Source organism: Jiella marina, from assembly GCF_024359545.1.
Classification (GTDB): domain Bacteria; phylum Pseudomonadota; class Alphaproteobacteria; order Rhizobiales; family Rhizobiaceae; genus Jiella.
In genome coordinates, this window is record NZ_JAKQZG010000022.1 from 1 (window position 1) to 15653 (window position 15653).

Annotated in this window: 18 protein-coding genes and 5 pseudogenes; 2 read left to right on the top strand and 21 right to left on the bottom strand. The window is 62.6% G+C overall.

Translation table 11 applies throughout. From position 1 onward, the window contains the following. A partial coding sequence (locus tag MF134_RS23000) for an IS110 family RNA-guided transposase (RefSeq protein WP_255341732.1) occupies positions 1–478 on the top strand: 478 nt, incomplete at its 5' end. Between the two features lie 232 nt (positions 479–710). Here the strand turns inward: MF134_RS23000 and MF134_RS23005 are convergent. From MF134_RS23005 to MF134_RS23075, 17 genes and pseudogenes are all read right to left on the bottom strand, one after another. After that, a pseudogene (locus MF134_RS23005) lies at positions 711–839 on the bottom strand (IS3 family transposase); the annotation flags it as partial. A gap of 50 nt (positions 840–889) precedes the next feature. Next, the gene (locus MF134_RS23010) at positions 890–1204 is read right to left on the bottom strand and encodes a transposase (protein ID WP_255341760.1); all 315 of its coding nucleotides are present in this window, start codon (positions 1202–1204) and stop codon (positions 890–892) included. Between the two features lie 106 nt (positions 1205–1310). After that, a pseudogene (istB, locus tag MF134_RS23015) lies at positions 1311–1922 on the bottom strand (IS21-like element helper ATPase IstB); the annotation flags it as partial. A gap of 188 nt (positions 1923–2110) precedes the next feature. Beyond that, entirely contained in the window at positions 2111–2326 is a 216-nt protein-coding gene (gene ccoS / locus MF134_RS23020) for a cbb3-type cytochrome oxidase assembly protein CcoS (RefSeq protein ID WP_255341733.1), read from the bottom strand. Further along, positions 2323–3357: pseudogene (locus MF134_RS23025) on the bottom strand (HAD-IC family P-type ATPase); the annotation flags it as partial. The gene ccoS and the pseudogene MF134_RS23025, both read right to left, overlap by 4 nt. A 133-nt stretch (positions 3358–3490) precedes the next feature. Further along, positions 3491–3921, bottom strand: a pseudogene (gene tnpA / locus MF134_RS23030) (IS200/IS605 family transposase). Between the two features lie 75 nt (positions 3922–3996). After that, on the bottom strand, positions 3997–4626 hold the full coding sequence (locus MF134_RS24140; RefSeq protein WP_369695449.1) for a P-type ATPase: 630 nt from the start codon (positions 4624–4626) through the stop codon (positions 3997–3999). Between the two features lie 27 nt (positions 4627–4653). Next, the gene (locus MF134_RS24145) at positions 4654–4881 is read right to left on the bottom strand and encodes a hypothetical protein (protein ID WP_369695450.1); all 228 of its coding nucleotides are present in this window, start codon (positions 4879–4881) and stop codon (positions 4654–4656) included. Between the two features lie 60 nt (positions 4882–4941). Next, positions 4942–5043: pseudogene (locus MF134_RS24150) on the bottom strand (heavy-metal-associated domain-containing protein); the annotation flags it as partial. 148 nt (positions 5044–5191) lie between these two features. Next, positions 5192–6073 (bottom strand): DUF2189 domain-containing protein, encoded by an 882-nt coding sequence (locus MF134_RS23040; protein ID WP_255341734.1) that lies wholly within the window; start codon positions 6071–6073, stop codon positions 5192–5194. Positions 6074–6114: 41 nt separating this feature from the next. After that, entirely contained in the window at positions 6115–6300 is a 186-nt protein-coding gene (locus MF134_RS23045) for a hypothetical protein (protein WP_255341735.1), read from the bottom strand. A gap of 19 nt (positions 6301–6319) precedes the next feature. Further along, positions 6320–7201 (bottom strand): cytochrome-c oxidase, cbb3-type subunit III, encoded by an 882-nt coding sequence (gene ccoP, locus MF134_RS23050; protein ID WP_255341736.1) that lies wholly within the window; start codon positions 7199–7201, stop codon positions 6320–6322. Continuing rightward, positions 7198–7362: a cbb3-type cytochrome c oxidase subunit 3 gene (locus tag MF134_RS23055; protein WP_255341737.1), complete on the bottom strand. Its 165-nt coding sequence runs from the start codon at positions 7360–7362 to the stop codon at positions 7198–7200. The genes ccoP and MF134_RS23055 overlap by 4 nt, the downstream gene beginning before the upstream one ends. Positions 7363–7364: 2 nt before the next feature. Then, positions 7365–8153, bottom strand: coding sequence for a cytochrome-c oxidase, cbb3-type subunit II (ccoO, locus tag MF134_RS23060; protein WP_255341738.1), 789 nt, complete (start codon positions 8151–8153; stop codon positions 7365–7367). Positions 8154–8157: 4 nt separating this feature from the next. Continuing rightward, positions 8158–9819, bottom strand: coding sequence for a cytochrome-c oxidase, cbb3-type subunit I (gene ccoN / locus MF134_RS23065; protein ID WP_255341761.1), 1662 nt, complete (start codon positions 9817–9819; stop codon positions 8158–8160). A gap of 385 nt (positions 9820–10204) precedes the next feature. Continuing rightward, positions 10205–11416: an NO-inducible flavohemoprotein gene (gene hmpA / locus MF134_RS23070; protein WP_255341739.1), complete on the bottom strand. Its 1212-nt coding sequence runs from the start codon at positions 11414–11416 to the stop codon at positions 10205–10207. A 38-nt stretch (positions 11417–11454) separates the two neighbouring features. Next, complete coding sequence (locus tag MF134_RS23075) at positions 11455–11877, bottom strand: group III truncated hemoglobin (RefSeq protein WP_255341740.1); 423 nt, start codon at positions 11875–11877, stop codon at positions 11455–11457. 102 nt (positions 11878–11979) lie between these two features. On the opposite strand from MF134_RS23075, the gene MF134_RS23080 reads away from it, so the two are divergent. Further along, positions 11980–12420 carry an Rrf2 family transcriptional regulator gene (locus tag MF134_RS23080; protein ID WP_255341741.1) on the top strand — a complete coding sequence of 147 codons (441 nt, stop codon included), beginning with the start codon at positions 11980–11982 and terminating at the stop codon, positions 12418–12420. 165 nt (positions 12421–12585) lie between these two features. On the opposite strand, the gene MF134_RS23085 is transcribed toward MF134_RS23080, so the two are convergent. The 4 genes from MF134_RS23085 to MF134_RS23100 are packed head-to-tail and all read right to left on the bottom strand — an operon-like array spanning position 12586 to position 15538. Next, the gene (locus MF134_RS23085; RefSeq protein WP_255341742.1) at positions 12586–13770 is read right to left on the bottom strand and encodes an NnrS family protein; all 1185 of its coding nucleotides are present in this window, start codon (positions 13768–13770) and stop codon (positions 12586–12588) included. Further along, entirely contained in the window at positions 13767–14933 is a 1167-nt protein-coding gene (locus MF134_RS23090) for a hypothetical protein (RefSeq protein ID WP_255341743.1), read from the bottom strand. Before MF134_RS23090 ends, MF134_RS23085 begins: the two co-directional genes overlap by 4 nt. After that, positions 14930–15292: a metal-sulfur cluster assembly factor gene (locus MF134_RS23095; protein WP_255341744.1), complete on the bottom strand. Its 363-nt coding sequence runs from the start codon at positions 15290–15292 to the stop codon at positions 14930–14932. The genes MF134_RS23090 and MF134_RS23095 overlap by 4 nt, the downstream gene beginning before the upstream one ends. 3 nt (positions 15293–15295) lie before the next feature. Then, a complete protein-coding gene (locus tag MF134_RS23100) occupies positions 15296–15538 on the bottom strand; it encodes a DUF2249 domain-containing protein (protein ID WP_255341745.1) in 243 nt (80 codons plus the stop codon). Between the last annotated feature and the right edge of the window lie 115 nt (positions 15539–15653).

The following is a 15653-nucleotide window of genomic DNA, read 5'->3' on the forward strand; positions in this document are numbered from 1 at the left end:
CCACGAGCTTTACGACCTCTTTCGCGATCTCGACCGCCGCATCACCTCGTTCGACAAAAAGATCGAGCGGGTGTTCCGCGAGAGCGAGCCCTGCCAACGGATCGCAAGGATCAAAGGCGTCGGCCCGAAAACCGCCACAGCAATCGTCGCGGCTGTCGGCAACGGCGCGGAGTTCAAGAACGGCCGTCATCTCGCAGCCTGGGTGGGCCTGGTACCGCGCCAGTTCTCCAGTGGCGATCGAACGGTACTGATGGGCATATCGAAGCGCGGTAACCAGCATCTGCGCAGCCTTCTCGTCCATGGTGCCAGAGCCGTGGTGAGAACCTGCGCCAACAAGACTGACCCGCTAAACCAGTGGGTCAACGAGCTTCGGGAGCGGCGCGGCTTCAACCGAGCAACGGTTGCCGTCGCCAACAAGAACGCACGGATCATCTGGGCCGTGCTTCGAACGGGCGAGCCATACCGCGCCGCAGCCTGAAGAGCCTGCCCTCGTGATTGCGAGTTGACGGAGAAATGAAACGCACAGGTCGGACCGGCGCGCAAAGAGCCTGACTATTATCGGGGCCTTCGAGGCCTACCAGCTGTAGAGGCATGCGCGAGCGGAATTGCCATTTGGGCGCCCCGGACAGGGTGACGCCGGATAGATGTTTGCAACAGACCAACGCGGATCAGTTCAAAGCCGACTTGCAACGGGAGAGCCGTCCATAGAGATAATAAGTAAACTGCGTCACCCCGATCACGCGGACCGCCTCGGCGACCGTTCGGCCCTGCGACGTCAAAACGTCGACCTGCCGGAGCTTCGCGACAATCTCTTCAGGCTTGTGCTTCTTCGTCGGCATTCTCTCGTCCTCCAATGGCTCGAAAACCATACTTCAGGGAGGACCACTTCTCAGGGGGCAGACCATCCGCCGCGCTCCACGATCCTTGGCAGAACCACGTCGCAAACCTTGGACAGAAGCTTCTCGTCGAACCAGGGTGCCTCGCCAACCAGATGCAGAAGCGATTGATGCTGTGCAGAAACCTGTTCCGGTGCCGTGGCGGCCGCCAACGGCTCTACGCTCTTGCGTTCCAGCGGCATCAAAAGGCCCGTGCAATAGTCGCAAAAAGGCGCGATCCGCTTGGCATGACCCATCGCAATCGCATCGCTCAACACATTCAGATAAGCTTCAAACGCTGCGTCCCGCCTGTCACCCTGTCGTTCCATCGGATCCACCCCTGATCGTGAATCCGACAGAAAACCTCAATCAACGACGAGTGCGCAACCCAATAGAACGTCGTGACTCAGTAGGATTAGGGACGAAAGGCGACAATTACGCTGCGGAGACCCGCGCCTGCGTTTCTCTCGCCGATCGGCGACGATAGCTCTCGGTATTCAACTCCAGGATTGTGGCATGGTGCACGAGGCGGTCGATCGCCGCGACGGTGACGGCCGGGTCGGGAAAGATCTGTCCCATTCGCCGAAGGACTGGTTGCAGGTGATGATCAGCGAGCGTCACTCGTAGCGCTCTGCGATGAGTTCGAACAGGACGCTAGTCTCTGCTCCATCCTTTCGCACGTAGCCGAGATCATCGAGGATCAGACAGTCGAACTTGTCGAGTTTGGCAAGGGTCGCCGGCAGGATCAGGTCGCGCCTTGCGGCCTGCAGCTTCTGGACGAGATCGGTGGTGCGGGTGAACAGTACCCGGCAGCCATCGTCGATGAGGGCGGCGCCGATGGCCGCGGCGGCGTGGGTCTTGCCGGTTCCGCTCGGACCGAAGATCAGGATGTTGGCACCCTGCTCGGTCCATGCGTCGCCTCGACCGAGCGCTACGACATGGGCTTTGCGCAAGGACGGGGTGGCCGTGAAGTCGAAGGTCTCGATCGTCTTTCCGGCGGGCAGGCCCGACTCGGCGATTCGCCCGTTCGGCCAGCTCGTGTTCGGCCTCTTGCCGTGTCGCCGTGTGGAATTATGTTAGAGCCATTATGTCGAAAGCTCAAGTCCCAACTAATGTAGTCTCGTCTATCGCAATCGCTTTGGGCGCCGCAGTGGTAGTGCCCAGCTTGATTGCGTTGATCTTCACTCTAATGGCCGTTGTCTCCATTGTCTTCTGACATTAGGCGACGCTGGTCTTTATTTAGACTGTTCGGATCGAGCGGACGAGGTCGGGCGCGGTGAAGCGGGATCATGCTTCGCGGGATTGATCGGCCTGTCTTCATCGATGAGGATGCGTTCGGCTGCGCCCTCGAGATCCCCGTATTGGCCGCTCCTGAGCGACCAGAGAAAAACGCAGAGCCCGACAAGTCCCATGCCGAGGGCGATCGGGACGAGATAGATCAGGCTGCTCAAGACATTGCCTCGACTGTGCGCTCGGAGTGGAGCACCTGCCGCTTCCATTCGGCAGTATCACTACGGAACTTGTAGCGGCCCAGCCGGACGGAGTTTGCGACCACCAGCAGGGAGGATCCTGACATTGCGAGAGCCGCAATCGGGGGCGTCACATAACCAAGCGCTGCAAACGGGAACGCTACGGCATTATACGCGACCGCAAAAGCCAGGTTCTGCCGGATCAGCAGTCTCACTTGTTGCGACAGCGCGACGGAGTGAGGTACGGCTTCGAGTGAGCGGTGCAGCAGGAACACGAAGCCTGCCGCGCTGCGGCCGATCTCAGCCGCGTCTGCCGGCGCCATCGATACGTCCGCAGCGGCAAGCGCGGGCACATCATTGAGGCCGTCACCGACCATCAAGACCTTGTGCCCGGACTTGGCGAGTTCTCCCAGTCGGGCGAGCTTCCTCGCAGGCATGGCTTCGCCTTCGAAGCGGTAGATCCCGACGGCGCGGGATGTCTGGCGGACCAAGTCCTGGCGTTCACCCGAGATGACCTCAACCGATAGCCCCATATTCCGCAAGTCGGCCACGGCTTGCGCAGCGCCGGGCCGGATACCGTCACTGAAGCGGAAGACCTGAAGCAGGACCCCGTCCTTGGACAGGACGGTTCCGTCTTGACCGCACGACTGCCCATCCTCCAGACCGGGATGGTCTTTCATGCTGTCGAACACCAGCGGCGGATCGTCGGAGCGCTTGCGGGCCGCGAGCGCCCGGGACTGCGGATGCTTGGAGTGTACCGCGATCCCGGCCGCCGGCGCACGATGCGCCGGGTCTGTCGCAGGGTCGTCGTCGTTGAGACGACAGTTCTCCGTCAGCGTCCCTGTCTTGTCGAATACGACCACGTCGACGCCCTGAGGCTGTTCCACAGCCGCGCCGTCCTTCACGATCACTCCGCCCTCGAACAGATGGCGAGCCGCCGCTATCTGTACCATCAGGACTGCGAGACCGAGAACGCAGGGACAGGTGATGAGCAGGACCGCAACGGCAACTGTAACGGCTTGATGGAGGTCCCCACTTGCGAGTAAGTATCCCGGGCAAAGCCGGGGGCTTTATGATTTGAGCCGCTCAAAGCGGCTTGCTCCGGCCGCAAAGGCGGCCTCACGGATCAGCGCCGCCTAAAGGCGGTCAACGCCATAGTGCAAGTTGCTCAAGTCGGTGATCTTCCTGTTCCTGATTGCGAATGTAGTCTCGAATGGCCGTCTCGTCCCGACCCACGGTCGAGACAAAATACCCCCGAGCCCAAAAATGCTGACCGACGAAATTGCATTTTCGCTCCCCATAGGTCCGCGCAAGATGAATGGCGCTCTTGCCTTTCAGATACCCGACCACTTGCGACACGGCGTATTTCGGTGGGACCGACAGCAGCATGTGCACATGGTCTGCCATCAAGTGACCCTCTTCAACGCGACTTTCCCGCTGGTGGGCGAGTTGGCGAAACACATCGCCAAGATGACGCCGGAGCTCGCGATATAACGCCTTGCGGCGATATTTCGGGATGAAAACGATATGATATTTGCACTCCAGATGCTGTGGCCTAACCGTCCATACTCGTCCATCGGTGATCGTCCTTCGTGTCTGCGTGGTTGCAACACGAAGACTGTCGCCGGTGGACTGCCGGAACCGTCAAACTGCTAATGCCTCCCCGGCAAAGCCGGGGGGTCTCCCGCTGACGCTAGCCAGCCCAAGAGGGCCAGTGCTGCGGCGGCGGGTACCACCGGGGCATACAGCCCCGCCACCTTATCGGAGATATTGACCGGCGCCGGGCGCGCGTTCTCGGCTGTCTCGACCAGCCGCATCATTTCGCAGAGGAAGGAATCCCTGGCCGTCGCAGTGGCGACGATTGTCAACGGTGCGGTCAAGTTCAAGGTGCCGGACAAGAGTTCCGCGCCGGCCGCCACCTGCCGGGGATCGCCCTCTCCGGTTACCAGTGAACAGTCGATATCCGAAGTCCCAGCCTCGATCCGCGCGTCGACCGGAACCCTCTCGCCGGGCGCGAGCGGGATTCGCATGCCCCGCTCAATCTCATCTGTGGGCAGGTAGTCGCGCGAAAGGTCAGCGCGCAGGACCATGGCCCCACGCGCGCCAGGCCGGATACCGCCGATCGGGCGCGCGCACACGAGGTGGTCCAGCGTTCGACCGATCAGCAGGAAGAAGAGGAGCGTGACGGACGCATCGAAATGGGTATGCTCACCGCGGTGGACCGTCTCGTAGAGGCTGAGGCCGTACGCCAGCAGAACACCGATCGAGATTGGGACGTCCATGTTCGTATGTCCGTGCCGCACGGCTTGTCAGGCGGGCCGGAAGAAGACCCGTCCGGAGTAGAGAAGGGCTGGAAACGCGATGGCCGCCGAAATCCAGTGGAAGAGGTCGCGCGTGGCGGCGTGGCCGCCCGTCCACACGGACATGGAAAGCAGCATGACGTTCATCGCTGCGAAGCCAGCCACGGCAAGAGAGCGAAACAACTCATCGAGCCTTGGGTCGCGCTCATCATCCGCTCCGGTGTCCTGGAGATGCACTTCGTAGCCTATCTGGGCCAGAGTACGGATGATCGCCGGCGGTCTCTCTCCGCGCCAGCGAACGGAAACCCGCCTAGTCGAAAGGTTGACCCGGGCCGCTTCGATTCCGGGCAGATCGGACAGGGCATCTTCGACAGCGCGGATGCAGGCGCCGCAGTGGATGCGGGAACCGAAACCGTCACTTGCCGCACGCCGTCAGCAACAACTCTGCTCGCGAGCAACATCTCCTGTTACGCAATGTACCCCAGGGACGGATCTTCGTCCGGAAGGAAACAGGCGTTCTGGGCGCAGCAACTCATGGCGCGCTCAGTCACCGAGCAAGTTCGGCCGGGCCGCCGATGGGTGCCGCGGACGATGAAGCGTCGCTTTTCAAAAGGTCCGGACGGCAAATAGCTTTGTAGGCGTGCCACGTGGCATGGCCAAGCAGCGGGAACACCACGATCAGGCCCAAGAGCCCTGTCAGGAGGGCGATGGCTGACAATCCGAGGACGACGGCACCCCAAGCCATCATGACGGGCACGTTGTTCCAGACGAAAGCCATGCTGCGGCTCATTGCCGTCACGGCGTCGGTCCGCTCGTTCAGCAGCATGGGGATCGAGAAGGCTCCGGTCGCAAAGGAGAATGCGGCAAACAGGCCGCCGACGATCGTACCCGTGAAGAGCATTCCCCAGCCCGTCCCTGTCGTGAGGAGGACGGCGGTCATGTGGTCGAAGCCCGGAAACGGGAGATAACCAAAGAACAGGGCGTAGATCAGCACGGCGGCGCGTACCCAAAGGAGCATCACCAGGCAGAGAAGAACCCCGACGAAGAAGATCTGGCCAGTCCCGGAACGGGCGCGAACGGCGAGCATGTCGTTGAGCGAAACAGGGACGTCCGTCTGGATTGCATGGCTCTTCTGGTAAAGGCCGACCGCGAGGACAGGGCCGACGACCAGAAAGCCTGCGAGCGCCGGAAAGAGAATCTGCCCCCAGCCATAGGAGAACAACCCCGAAACGACCAGGACGGAAACGAGGAATACCGCAAGACCATAGGCCAGGCTGGGACCCGGCTGCGCCATGAGGTCCCGCCAGCCTGCACGCAGCCACTTCAGAGCCGTGGCAGGCGGTAGATGACGCTGCAGTTCTGGCGTGAGGGTTTCGCTGACATCCGAGGTTTCGGTGAGGAGACCGTATCTCTTGTCGCTTTCGTTCATGTCTTCCTCCTCGGCGTGATGATGTCCGGATACGGCTGCCTTCAGCAGGCAGACTTTGCTGCCCGGAATTGCCCTGCTCGGCTACCGGGCTCCTTCAGATGAGCCACGCAGCCGGGTTGCGAAGTCAATGCAACGTAGAACAGATGCGCATTGGCTCCGGCGACGATCAGCACGCCCGCCAGGACGAGAAGAACGACCAGCGGCCGGATCGCGAAAAATTTGCGCATCGGATCGTCCGGTTCTGGCTTACGGCCGTGCGACGCTCAATGAACGCACGTAGAGCGCTAAGACCTTGATTTCGACGGGCGTCAGCCGCTCTTCCCAGGTGGGCATATGGCCCTGGCGGCCGCCGTGGACGCTACTGATGATGGTCTGGAGATCGCCGCCGTATATCCACGCTTTGTCCGTGAGGTTGGGCGCCCCCATCTCTCGGGAGCCCAACGCATCTTCACCATGGCAGGAAGCGCAGTTCGTCATGAAGACTTCGTGTCCTGCCTCGATCCGATCGATGTTCGCGGCAGTGGAATATTCGGGATGGCTGAGCGAGTAGACATAGTTCGCCACGTTGACCACCTGGTCGCGCTCGAGCATCTGGTCGCGTCCGAAGGCTGGCATCTGGCCCATCCGGGTTTCGCCATGGGGCGAGTTGATGCCGACGCGCAGGGTTTCCGCGATGGTTTCCGGTTCGCCCCCCCAGATCCAGTCATCATCAGTCAGATCGGGATAGTTGCTGCCCCCCGTCGCGTCTGACCGGTGGCAGGCTGCGCAATTGTCCCCGAACAGCTTGTGTCCGAACTGTCTGACGATGTTCATCAGTTGTTCGTTCGCTTGAATCTCGTCGAAGCTCAGCGAAGCGATCTTCTCTTCCCATGCCGATCTTGCGACAGCCGCCTGCGCGAGTTGCTGTTCGACCCGTTCGTGCTGGTTCGTTCCCAGAAGGCCCTTCGTGTAGGTCCACCCCAACGGCCAGGCCGGCATCAGTAACCACCAGAGGATGGCGAAAACGTGAGTCACGATGAGGAAGATGAGGATGCCCTTCGGGACGGGCGTATCGAGCTCCTTGATCCCATTCCATTCGTGACCGGTGGTCTCGCGGCCGCTGACGGGATCGCGTTCTCTGTCGGTCATGGCCGGTCCTCCTTGTCCAGGATCGTCTTCTTGGCCCGGTCGAACCGTTTCTTGTTCGAGGGCCGGAAGGTGTAGATCAGGACGCCGATGCTGAGGGCGATCAGATAGAACAACCCCCAGCTCTTCGAGAAGGCGACGGCCGTGGCGTGGTCGATGTCCATGTTCATCGCCCTCCGGACGTGGTGGCGGGCCCTGCTGCGAGATCCTCGGCGTTCGGCGCTTCTTCCGGTGCGACCGTGTTTTCGTACGCCGCATCCGTCAGTGTTCCCAGAACCTGAAGATAGGCGACAAGAGCGTCCATCTCGGTTAGTTCCGTCGTCACCCCGTCGAAGGCACTGATCTGCGCCTCGTCCCCGTAGCGTTCCTGTACGCCGGCGGCGTAGTCGCTGTCGGGCAAGGCTTGTCCCAGCGCGTCCCGGGCAGCATTGGCGATCATCTCATCGGTGTATGGAACACCGATCAGCTGCTGGGCCGCGAGATGAAGTCCAAGATCGTCGGTCCGCAGAGAGGTGCGGGCGAGCCAAGGATAGCTCGGCATGTTCGATTGGGGCACGACGTCGCGCGGATTCGTCAGGTGGGCGACGTGCCAGATATCGGAATACTTGCCGCCGATGCGCGCCAGATCCGGCCCGGTTCGCTTCGATCCCCACAGCATCGGATGGTCATAACGGGATTCCACTGCGAGGGAGTAAGGGCCGTAGCGATCGACGTCATCCCGCAGTGTGCGGATCATCTGCGAGTGGCACGCATAGCATCCCTCCCGCATGTAGACGTTGCGGCCCGCCAGCTCGAGTGGCGTATATGGCCGCATGTCGGGAGCTTCCTCGACGGTCTCGTCGATCGTGAACAGAGGAGCGATCTCGATGATCCCGCCAACGCTCGCGGCCGCAATGATCGCGAGAACGAATCCGATGGCGGTTCGCTCGATCTTTCGGTGAAACAGTTCGGCCATGACTTCACTCCGCCGGGGTGGTCGCCGTGCCTTCGGCCCAGCGGGCGTCCGGCAGGTCCTTGAGCGCTGTCTCGGCGGCTGCGGGGCTGGCCCGGACCGTCATCCAGATGTTGTAACAACCGACGATCGCGCCGAGCAGGAACAGAAAGCCTCCGAGCGTTCGGGCGATGTAATAGGGGTACATGGCGACAAGGGAGTCGAGGAAAGAGTAGGCGAGGGTGCCGCTTTCCGTATAGGTGCGCCACATCAGCCCCTGGACGATCCCGGAGTTCCACATCGCGAAGACGTAGATCAGTGTGCCGATCAGCGCGAGCCAGAAATGGACCTCGACCAGTGCTGCAGAATACATCCGTTCCCGCTTCCAGAGCGACGGCACCAGCGTATAGATCGAGCCAAACGTGATGAGTGCAACCCAGCCGAGCGCCCCGGCATGCACATGTCCGACGGTCCAGTCCGTGTAGTGCGAGAGCGAATTCACGGGACGTATGGCGAGGAAGGATCCTTCGAACGTCGACAGCCCGTAAAACACGGCAGCAACGAACATGAAGCGCAGGGTCGCGTCGTCGCGGACCTTGTGCCACGCGCCGTTGAGGGTCAGGATCGCGTTGCCGGCAGAGGCCCACGACGGCACCAGCAGCATGATGGAAAATGTCATTCCGAGGGTCTGCACCCAGTGGGGTAGGGCAGTGTAGTGCAAGTGGTGAGAACCTGCCCACATGTAGAAGAAGGTGATCCCCCAGAAGCTGAGGATCGACAGGCGGTAGGAAAAAATCGGCCGTTCAGCCCGTTTCGGCAGATAATAGTACATCATGCCGAGGAAGCCGGCGGTCAGGAAGAAGGCCACGGCGTTGTGGCCATACCACCACTGCACCATTGCGTCCTGGACGCCCGACCAGATCGGATAGCTCCAGGCGTGACCAAGCGACACCGGTATCGCGAGGTTATTGACGATGTGCAAGATCGCCACGACCACAATGAATGCCATGAAGTACCAGTTGGCAACGTAGATGTGTGGTTCCTTTCGCCGGGCGATCGTCCGCAGATAGAGGACGAAGTACGTCACCCAGACGACAACCAGCCAGAGGTCGGCGTACCATTCAGGCTCAGCATACTCCTTCGACTGCGTCAGACCCATCAGGTAGCCGGTGACAGCTAGGAAGCAGAAAAGATTGTAGCCGAGGAGTACGAACCAGGGGCTGATCTGGCCCGCAAGCCGCGCCCGCGATGTCCGTTGCACGACATGGAAGGACGTGGCGATCAGGGCATTGCCGCCGAAACCGAAGATAACGCCGGTCGTGTGGGCCGGACGCAGGCGCCCGAAGCTCAGCCACGCCGTGTTGAAGTTGAGGGATGGCCAGGCAAGCTCCGCGGCGACCCAGACGCCGACGAACATGCCAAAGACGGCCCAGATCATTGACAACGCGATACCGACCTTGATCGGGTCGTCGTAGTACTCCGACGGACGGCGGCTGACGTCTGGCTCCGGGCTATCGAGGCGGGACAGCAGAAAAGCGATCAGCGCGACGCTCCCGACGAGCACGAAGGCACCGTGGACGCCGAGGGGATCGTTGCGTCCCGCTATGGCGAGCGCCAGGCCGCACAGCGCAACTGCTGCTGCAATTAGGATGCTGCCTTGCCTTTCACCGCGGGTGAGTTGTGAAACCATCATCTGGTCTCCAGTGATTTGCTACTCTACAGGGCATTCGCTGCGGATGGTGATCTGAAGCCGCCCCACGAATCGCCGCCTGACCTTTCTAATGCAGGTGTTCAGGATCACAAAATTGCGATCTCATGCTAGAACGCCTAAGTATTTATAGCCGGTTTGAACGAAGATCTGCTTCGCTGCCCAGACGGGAACGAGACTGATCGTTGATTGCTGCGATCGAGCAGCGAGTCTCATCTGCTGCCTATTCGGTTTCCATCCTAATTTGCAGCCGCGATTTGCCGTTGTCGCTGCAGTAATTCATCGAAATTCAGATGAGCTACGGACAGCGGATGTTGCCATGGAGGATCGACGTGACTTGGACCGCCTTGAATCCGAGGCGAAGACGTCAGGCCGCCAGGAGTTCGTCCGCAGGACCGAAGAATTCGTAATGGATGCGGTCCTGCGCGACGCCGGCGAGCGCCAGCCCGTTGACGAAGGTGCGCAGGAAGCCCTTCGGGCCGCAGAGGTAATAATCCGCCTCGGCGACCGGCGTGTTCGCCTTCAGCCAGTCGAGCGAGATCGGGCCCTCCTTGTCGAAGTCCCGGCCCCGGACATCTTCCGGGCGCGGCTCCAGATAGAAGGTCGTCGCGTCGACCGAGGACGTGGAGGATGCCAGATGCCGCACGTGGTCGCGCATCGCATGCATCGCACCGTTCAACGCACCATGGACGTAGTGGACCGGCACATTCGTACCCATTTTGGCGAGCGTCTCAAGCATCGCGATCATCGGCGTCAGCCCGACGCCGCCGCTGACGAGGACCACGGGCCGCTCCGGCTGGTGATTGAGAAAGAACTCACCCGCCGGCGCGGACACCTTCAGCACCGTGCCGACCTCGGCCGAATCGTGAAGCCAGTTCGAGGCTGAGCCCTGGGGCTCCCGCTTCACCGAAATGCGATAGGTCTCGCCGTTCGGAGCGGCCGAGATGCTATAGTTGCGCTTCTGCGTTTGCTCGCCCGGCAGCTCGAGCCAGAAGGTCAGGTACTGCCCCGGCTTGTGGGCGAGGACGCGGCCTCCGTCCACCGGCCGCAGAACGAGGGAGGTGATGACCTCGCTCTCGCGGATCTTCGCCTCAACCCGGAAGGCACGCCAGCCGGTCCAGCCGCCGTCGGCGTCGGCAATCGCCTGATACACCGCAGCCTCGCGGGCGATCAGGATGTCGGCGAGGAACCAGTAGGCTTCGCCCCAGGCGGCCAGCACCTCTTCGCTCGCCGCATTGCCGAGCACGTCCTTGATCGCATCGAGGAGCGCTTCGGCGACATAGGGATAGTGCTCGGGCAGGATCTGCAGGCCGGCATGCTTCTGGGCGATGCGTTCGACCGCCGCACCAAGAATGCCGAGATTGTCGATGTTCTGCGCATAGGCGAGGATTGCATCGGCGAGCGCCCGCGGCTGCGAGCCGGTCTCACCGTGATGCGACTGGTTGAACAAGCTCCGGATCATCGGGTTTTGGAACATACGGGCATACATTGCCTTAGTGATCTCCAGCCCGTGCGCCTCGAGGGCAGGCACCGTGGCCTTCACCGTGGCGATCGTCTGTGCGCTGAGTTGCGACGGCATTCTTGTTGCTCCTTGGATGGAGTCGGTCGGGGAAAGGCTCAGGCCGAGCGCGCGGCCGGCCGCTGCGCGAGCGTAAGGTTCGGCCGGAAGAACAGGCCTGCCTTCAGGCTGTCGGCGATCCGATCGGCCTTGCGCTGGAGGAGAGCTGCAGCCTCCGGCGGGAAGCGGTCAGAGGTCGTCTCACGCCAGATCCCCAGCCAGCGCTCGAACATCGCCGGATCGATCGCGTCCCCATGGCGAAGGTGCGCCGCAAAGGGATTGCCTTTGTAGCGGCCGGTCCCCAGCAGGATCGACGACCAGAAAGCCGTCAGACGTTCCAGATGCGCCGGCCAGTCGCCGATGGTGCCTTCGAATAAGGGGCCGACGACCGCATCGGCGCGCACCCGTGCGTAGAACGCAGATACGAGACCGCGAAGCGCCTCCTCGGTCAGGATTGCTCGTAGCTCGGATGGTTCCTGCATGACGCCTCTCCAAACATGGATTTCCTTTACATGTTAAATCGCCTCTCGACAAAAGATGCAAGAGAAATACATCTTATGCGACGACAATGCCAAACGGATCCAATGCGACTGACCCGCTACACCGACTATACCCTGCGCGTGCTGATCTACCTGTCGGCGCGGCCCGGCCGGCTTTGCTCGATCGCCGAGATTGCGGAAGCCTACGGCATCTCGCACAACCATCTGACGAAGGTGGTCCACGAGCTCGGCAAGTCCGGCTACGTCACGACCCTGCGCGGCCGCGCCGGCGGCATCAGGCTGGCCAGGCCGGCCGATGAGATCCGGATCGGCGAGATCGTCCGGACGACCGAAGACGGGTTCGACCTCGCCGACTGCCGGAACTGCGTAATTGCGCCCGCCTGTGGGATGACGAGCGTCCTCGGTGAGGCGGCCGCGGCTTTCCTAGCGGTGCTCGACAATTACACCTTCGCCGACCTGCCAAAACGCGAGGTCGACATCCTCTCGCTGTTCCCGATGACCGTCGCAGCCGTGGAACCACAATGAAGCGAATGCAAAAAATCCGGTTTGGACGTTACAGGGCCGGACGAATTGGTGGGCACCGCAATCAACCCCTCCGCCGCATTGTTTCTCGCTGAGATGCGGCGGGACAATTGCGACGGGACGATCGAGCTTGGCACGAACCAGGGAGTTCACGCGTTGTTCCGGGGATTACGAGGCGCTTCTCTGTCTCGTGAGAAGAAGTCTGGCATAACCGGCAGCAAAGCCGATGAAGGCCGCCGCCCAGGCGAGTCCCCCCACATTGAGAAGGTTGAGATAGGCGCCATCGGCATAAGAGGCGGCCACTCGGGCGAAGGTGCCAACCAACACCAGCACGAACAAAGTCGTCTCGAAGGCACCGGCCGTCAAAGGCCGTCCCGAGTGGCCGCGAGCGGCACGGATCATCACCGCCAGCGTCATCAGGCCGAAAGTGCCCGCCGTCCAGACATGCAGCGCCGCGGCCGGCTCGACGAGCGCCGGGGCGATGATCCCGGCTGAGACGGCGGCAAAGCCGAGAGACACTGTTGCGAAGGCAACATGAAGAACGAAAAGCAACGGCTCCGAGCGCGTCGCGAGCCCGCACCAGCGCGCCAGCCGCGCGGTGTTCAGGCCGGCTGCCGCAAAGAGCAGGGCCGCGGCCGCGAGGTGGTCGGGCAGCGCTGCCCACACGCCCAGCGCGGCCAACGAGACGGTCAAGGCGACCGCATCGAGAGCGCTGAACGGGGCCGGAAGCCGGGGTGCCTCGCGCGCCTTCAGCCAATTGCGGGTAAAGGCGGGGACGATGCGTCCGCCGATCAGCATGACGAGGACGAGCACGAATGCGATGCCGGCCCGAACGCTCGTCTCCGCAAGCCCCGTGCTGGCGACTTCCATCTGGAAGCCGAAATCGGCGAGCGCGATCAGCACGATCAGGACGAGGACGCGCAGGTTGCGCCAGTTGCCGGCGGCGATCACCTCGCGGCCGAACACCAGGGCGAGACCGGGCAGGAACAGAAGATCGACAGCGGCGGCCGGCCAGAACCCGATAATAGCGGAGACGGACGTGGAGAGGCGACCCGCCAGCCACAAGATCACGAGAGCGAGCAGGAGCCCGCCCGAGACAGGCGGGCGGCCCGTCCAGTTGCTCACCGCCGTCAGGGAAAAGCCGGCGATGATGGCGGGTATCGCGCCAAAGAGCATCGTGTGAACGTGCCAGTCGCTCGGGATGAACGCGCTGGGCAGTTCGGCACCCGACAGGACGAACAGCCAGACCAGCACCGAAGCCGCCATCGCCAGGGCGCCGAGGAAGAAGAAGGGCCGAAAGCTGCCCGAAAGCCAGTGGGGAGGGCGGTGCAAGGAGCTTGCCGTCGCGGTCATTTGATCCACTTTTCGGGGCTCGCGTTGGAACGTACGCTCCGAACCGTCTGACCAATCCGGGCGGAACCGGATTTTGCTTCGCCCGTCGCGCCGGCGCAGGTGCACTGGCCGGTTTTGCCGACCAGCGCCGTCATGGCCAGGAGAGCGCCGTAAAGGAGGATGGCGGCGACCGTCGCCCAGGCCGCGACCGGTAGGAGGTCGTAGTGGCCCGAAAGGTCGCCGCCCACTCGGAGCGCTACGGCTGCTTGGATGAGGACTGCCGGTAGATAGAGCAGCGGCGTGTAGCAAACCTTCGCCCCGGCGACCGCCGGAAGGATGATCGGCGCGTGCGCGAAGACCATGGACAGGACAAAGCCGAGACCGATCGCGTGTACCGCCGCGTCGTGCCCCAAGGCGGCGACGCCCGGCGGCGCGGCGACGACACCGAGCGCCGCGACCACGAGCCAGACATACCCCCCGAGGAGGCAAAAGGCCGAATAGCGCGCCAGGGCCCTGGTACGGATGGTCTTGCGGGCGATGTCGTGAACGAACAGCCAGGCTGCCAGAGCGGCAAGTGACGCGCCGAAGAGCCATGATCCGTTCCAGGGTTCGCCCCCCGCGAGCGCCGCGGTGAACAGCGCGATGACGCCGACGAGGACGAGTTTCGCCGGATCCGAGGGCGCCATCAGCCGGGACAATTCGATCCGTTCCCCGACGATCGTCAGGATGAGAAAACCGAGCCAGAGATAGGTGACGTCCGTGATGGTCCGGCCGCTGAGCCACAGCGCATTCGCCCATACGAAAAAGGCCGCGCCAATCGTCACGACGGCGGTAAACAGCGTCGGCTGCCGCCAGCAGGCACGACCCGTGAGTAACGTCAGGCCCAGCCCGGCGAGGAGGAAGCCGGCCGCCCCTGCCTGCTCGAAACCGGTGAGAAGGCTCACCACACCTGCCAGTGACAGGAGCGGCACCATCAATGCGGCGCTTCGCCCATCGGCGACGGCACGCTCCAGGCCGATCAGGGTTCCGAAGAAACCGGCGATCATCAGCGCGCCGTGAAATTCCATCGCCGAGGCGGGCGAGGACGAAACGCCGAGACGCGCAAGCCCGCCCGTTAGGCCCATGACAAGCGAAACGGCGGCAAGGCCGACCGCAGCCGGGCGCAAGATGCGAGACAGGCTCATGCCCGTTTGAACAGGCGAAAAAAGGCCGCCTTCACTGCGATTGCCACCGCTGACGGGTGAGGCTCGAAATGGGCCCGAACCTCGGGAGAGGCCAGCGCTGGACTCCACTCCGCCGAGCGATCGAGGGTAACGCTCACCTGCCTGTTCCCGCCGAGGCGACTTGCCACGGCAACCCTCGCCGTTTCGGCGATCAGCGAGCCGATCGGGCAAGTCGGTGTCGTCATCATCATCACGATGTCGACCCGATCTTCGTCGATCGCGACCGAACGCACTAGCCCGAGATCGACGACATTGACCCCGAGTTCCGGGTCGTCCACCGACCGCAGGGCGAGGCGGACGGTATTTTCGACATCGTCCATCGTTCAGCCTCGCGTGATCTTGACGCGCCATTCGCGCGGGCCGGCTTCGACATAGGTCCAGTCATAGGAACCGTCGGCGCGTGCCTCGAAGTGGCCGCGCAGCGGCGCCGGATCGTGATCGTTGACGATCTCGAAGGCCTGTCCGGATTCGAGAGCGTCGAACATCCCGAATATGGTCGCGCGGCGGGTGGTGCATGGCAGGCTGCGTACGTCGAGTACCGCCCGGACGTCTGACATGGTTGTCATCGGCAGGAATCCTGTTTGACGAGGTTCCGGTTTTGCCAGCTTGGCCGGTGTGCATCGTTGTCCGTGCGCAAACTCGCCGCACAAGCTTCCAGGATGCGGCAAGGCCGTCCCGGCC

What these genes read in the sequence shown, in the direction of transcription:
- MF134_RS23100 (WP_255341745.1), bottom strand. Translation starts at nt 15,538, where the DNA reads ATGACAACCATGTCAGACGTCCGGGCGGTACTCGACGTACGCAGCCTG.
- ccoP (WP_255341736.1), bottom strand. Translation starts at nt 7,201, where the DNA reads ATGACCGACAGAGAACGCGATCCCGTCAGCGGCCGCGAGACCACCGGT.
- ccoN (WP_255341761.1), bottom strand. Translation starts at nt 9,819, where the DNA reads ATGGTTTCACAACTCACCCGCGGTGAAAGGCAAGGCAGCATCCTAATT.
- MF134_RS23095 (WP_255341744.1), bottom strand. Translation starts at nt 15,292, where the DNA reads ATGGACGATGTCGAAAATACCGTCCGCCTCGCCCTGCGGTCGGTGGAC.
- MF134_RS24140 (WP_369695449.1), bottom strand. Translation starts at nt 4,626, where the DNA reads ATGGACGTCCCAATCTCGATCGGTGTTCTGCTGGCGTACGGCCTCAGC.
- MF134_RS23090 (WP_255341743.1), bottom strand. Translation starts at nt 14,933, where the DNA reads ATGAGCCTGTCTCGCATCTTGCGCCCGGCTGCGGTCGGCCTTGCCGCC.
- MF134_RS23085 (WP_255341742.1), bottom strand. Translation starts at nt 13,770, where the DNA reads ATGACCGCGACGGCAAGCTCCTTGCACCGCCCTCCCCACTGGCTTTCG.
- hmpA (WP_255341739.1), bottom strand. Translation starts at nt 11,416, where the DNA reads ATGCCGTCGCAACTCAGCGCACAGACGATCGCCACGGTGAAGGCCACG.
- MF134_RS23055 (WP_255341737.1), bottom strand. Translation starts at nt 7,362, where the DNA reads ATGGACATCGACCACGCCACGGCCGTCGCCTTCTCGAAGAGCTGGGGG.
- ccoO (WP_255341738.1), bottom strand. Translation starts at nt 8,153, where the DNA reads ATGGCCGAACTGTTTCACCGAAAGATCGAGCGAACCGCCATCGGATTC.
- MF134_RS23010 (WP_255341760.1), bottom strand. Translation starts at nt 1,204, where the DNA reads ATGGAACGACAGGGTGACAGGCGGGACGCAGCGTTTGAAGCTTATCTG.
- MF134_RS23040 (WP_255341734.1), bottom strand. Translation starts at nt 6,073, where the DNA reads ATGAACGAAAGCGACAAGAGATACGGTCTCCTCACCGAAACCTCGGAT.
- MF134_RS23045 (WP_255341735.1), bottom strand. Translation starts at nt 6,300, where the DNA reads ATGCGCAAATTTTTCGCGATCCGGCCGCTGGTCGTTCTTCTCGTCCTG.
- MF134_RS23075 (WP_255341740.1), bottom strand. Translation starts at nt 11,877, where the DNA reads ATGCAGGAACCATCCGAGCTACGAGCAATCCTGACCGAGGAGGCGCTT.
- MF134_RS23080 (WP_255341741.1), top strand. Translation starts at nt 11,980, where the DNA reads ATGCGACTGACCCGCTACACCGACTATACCCTGCGCGTGCTGATCTAC.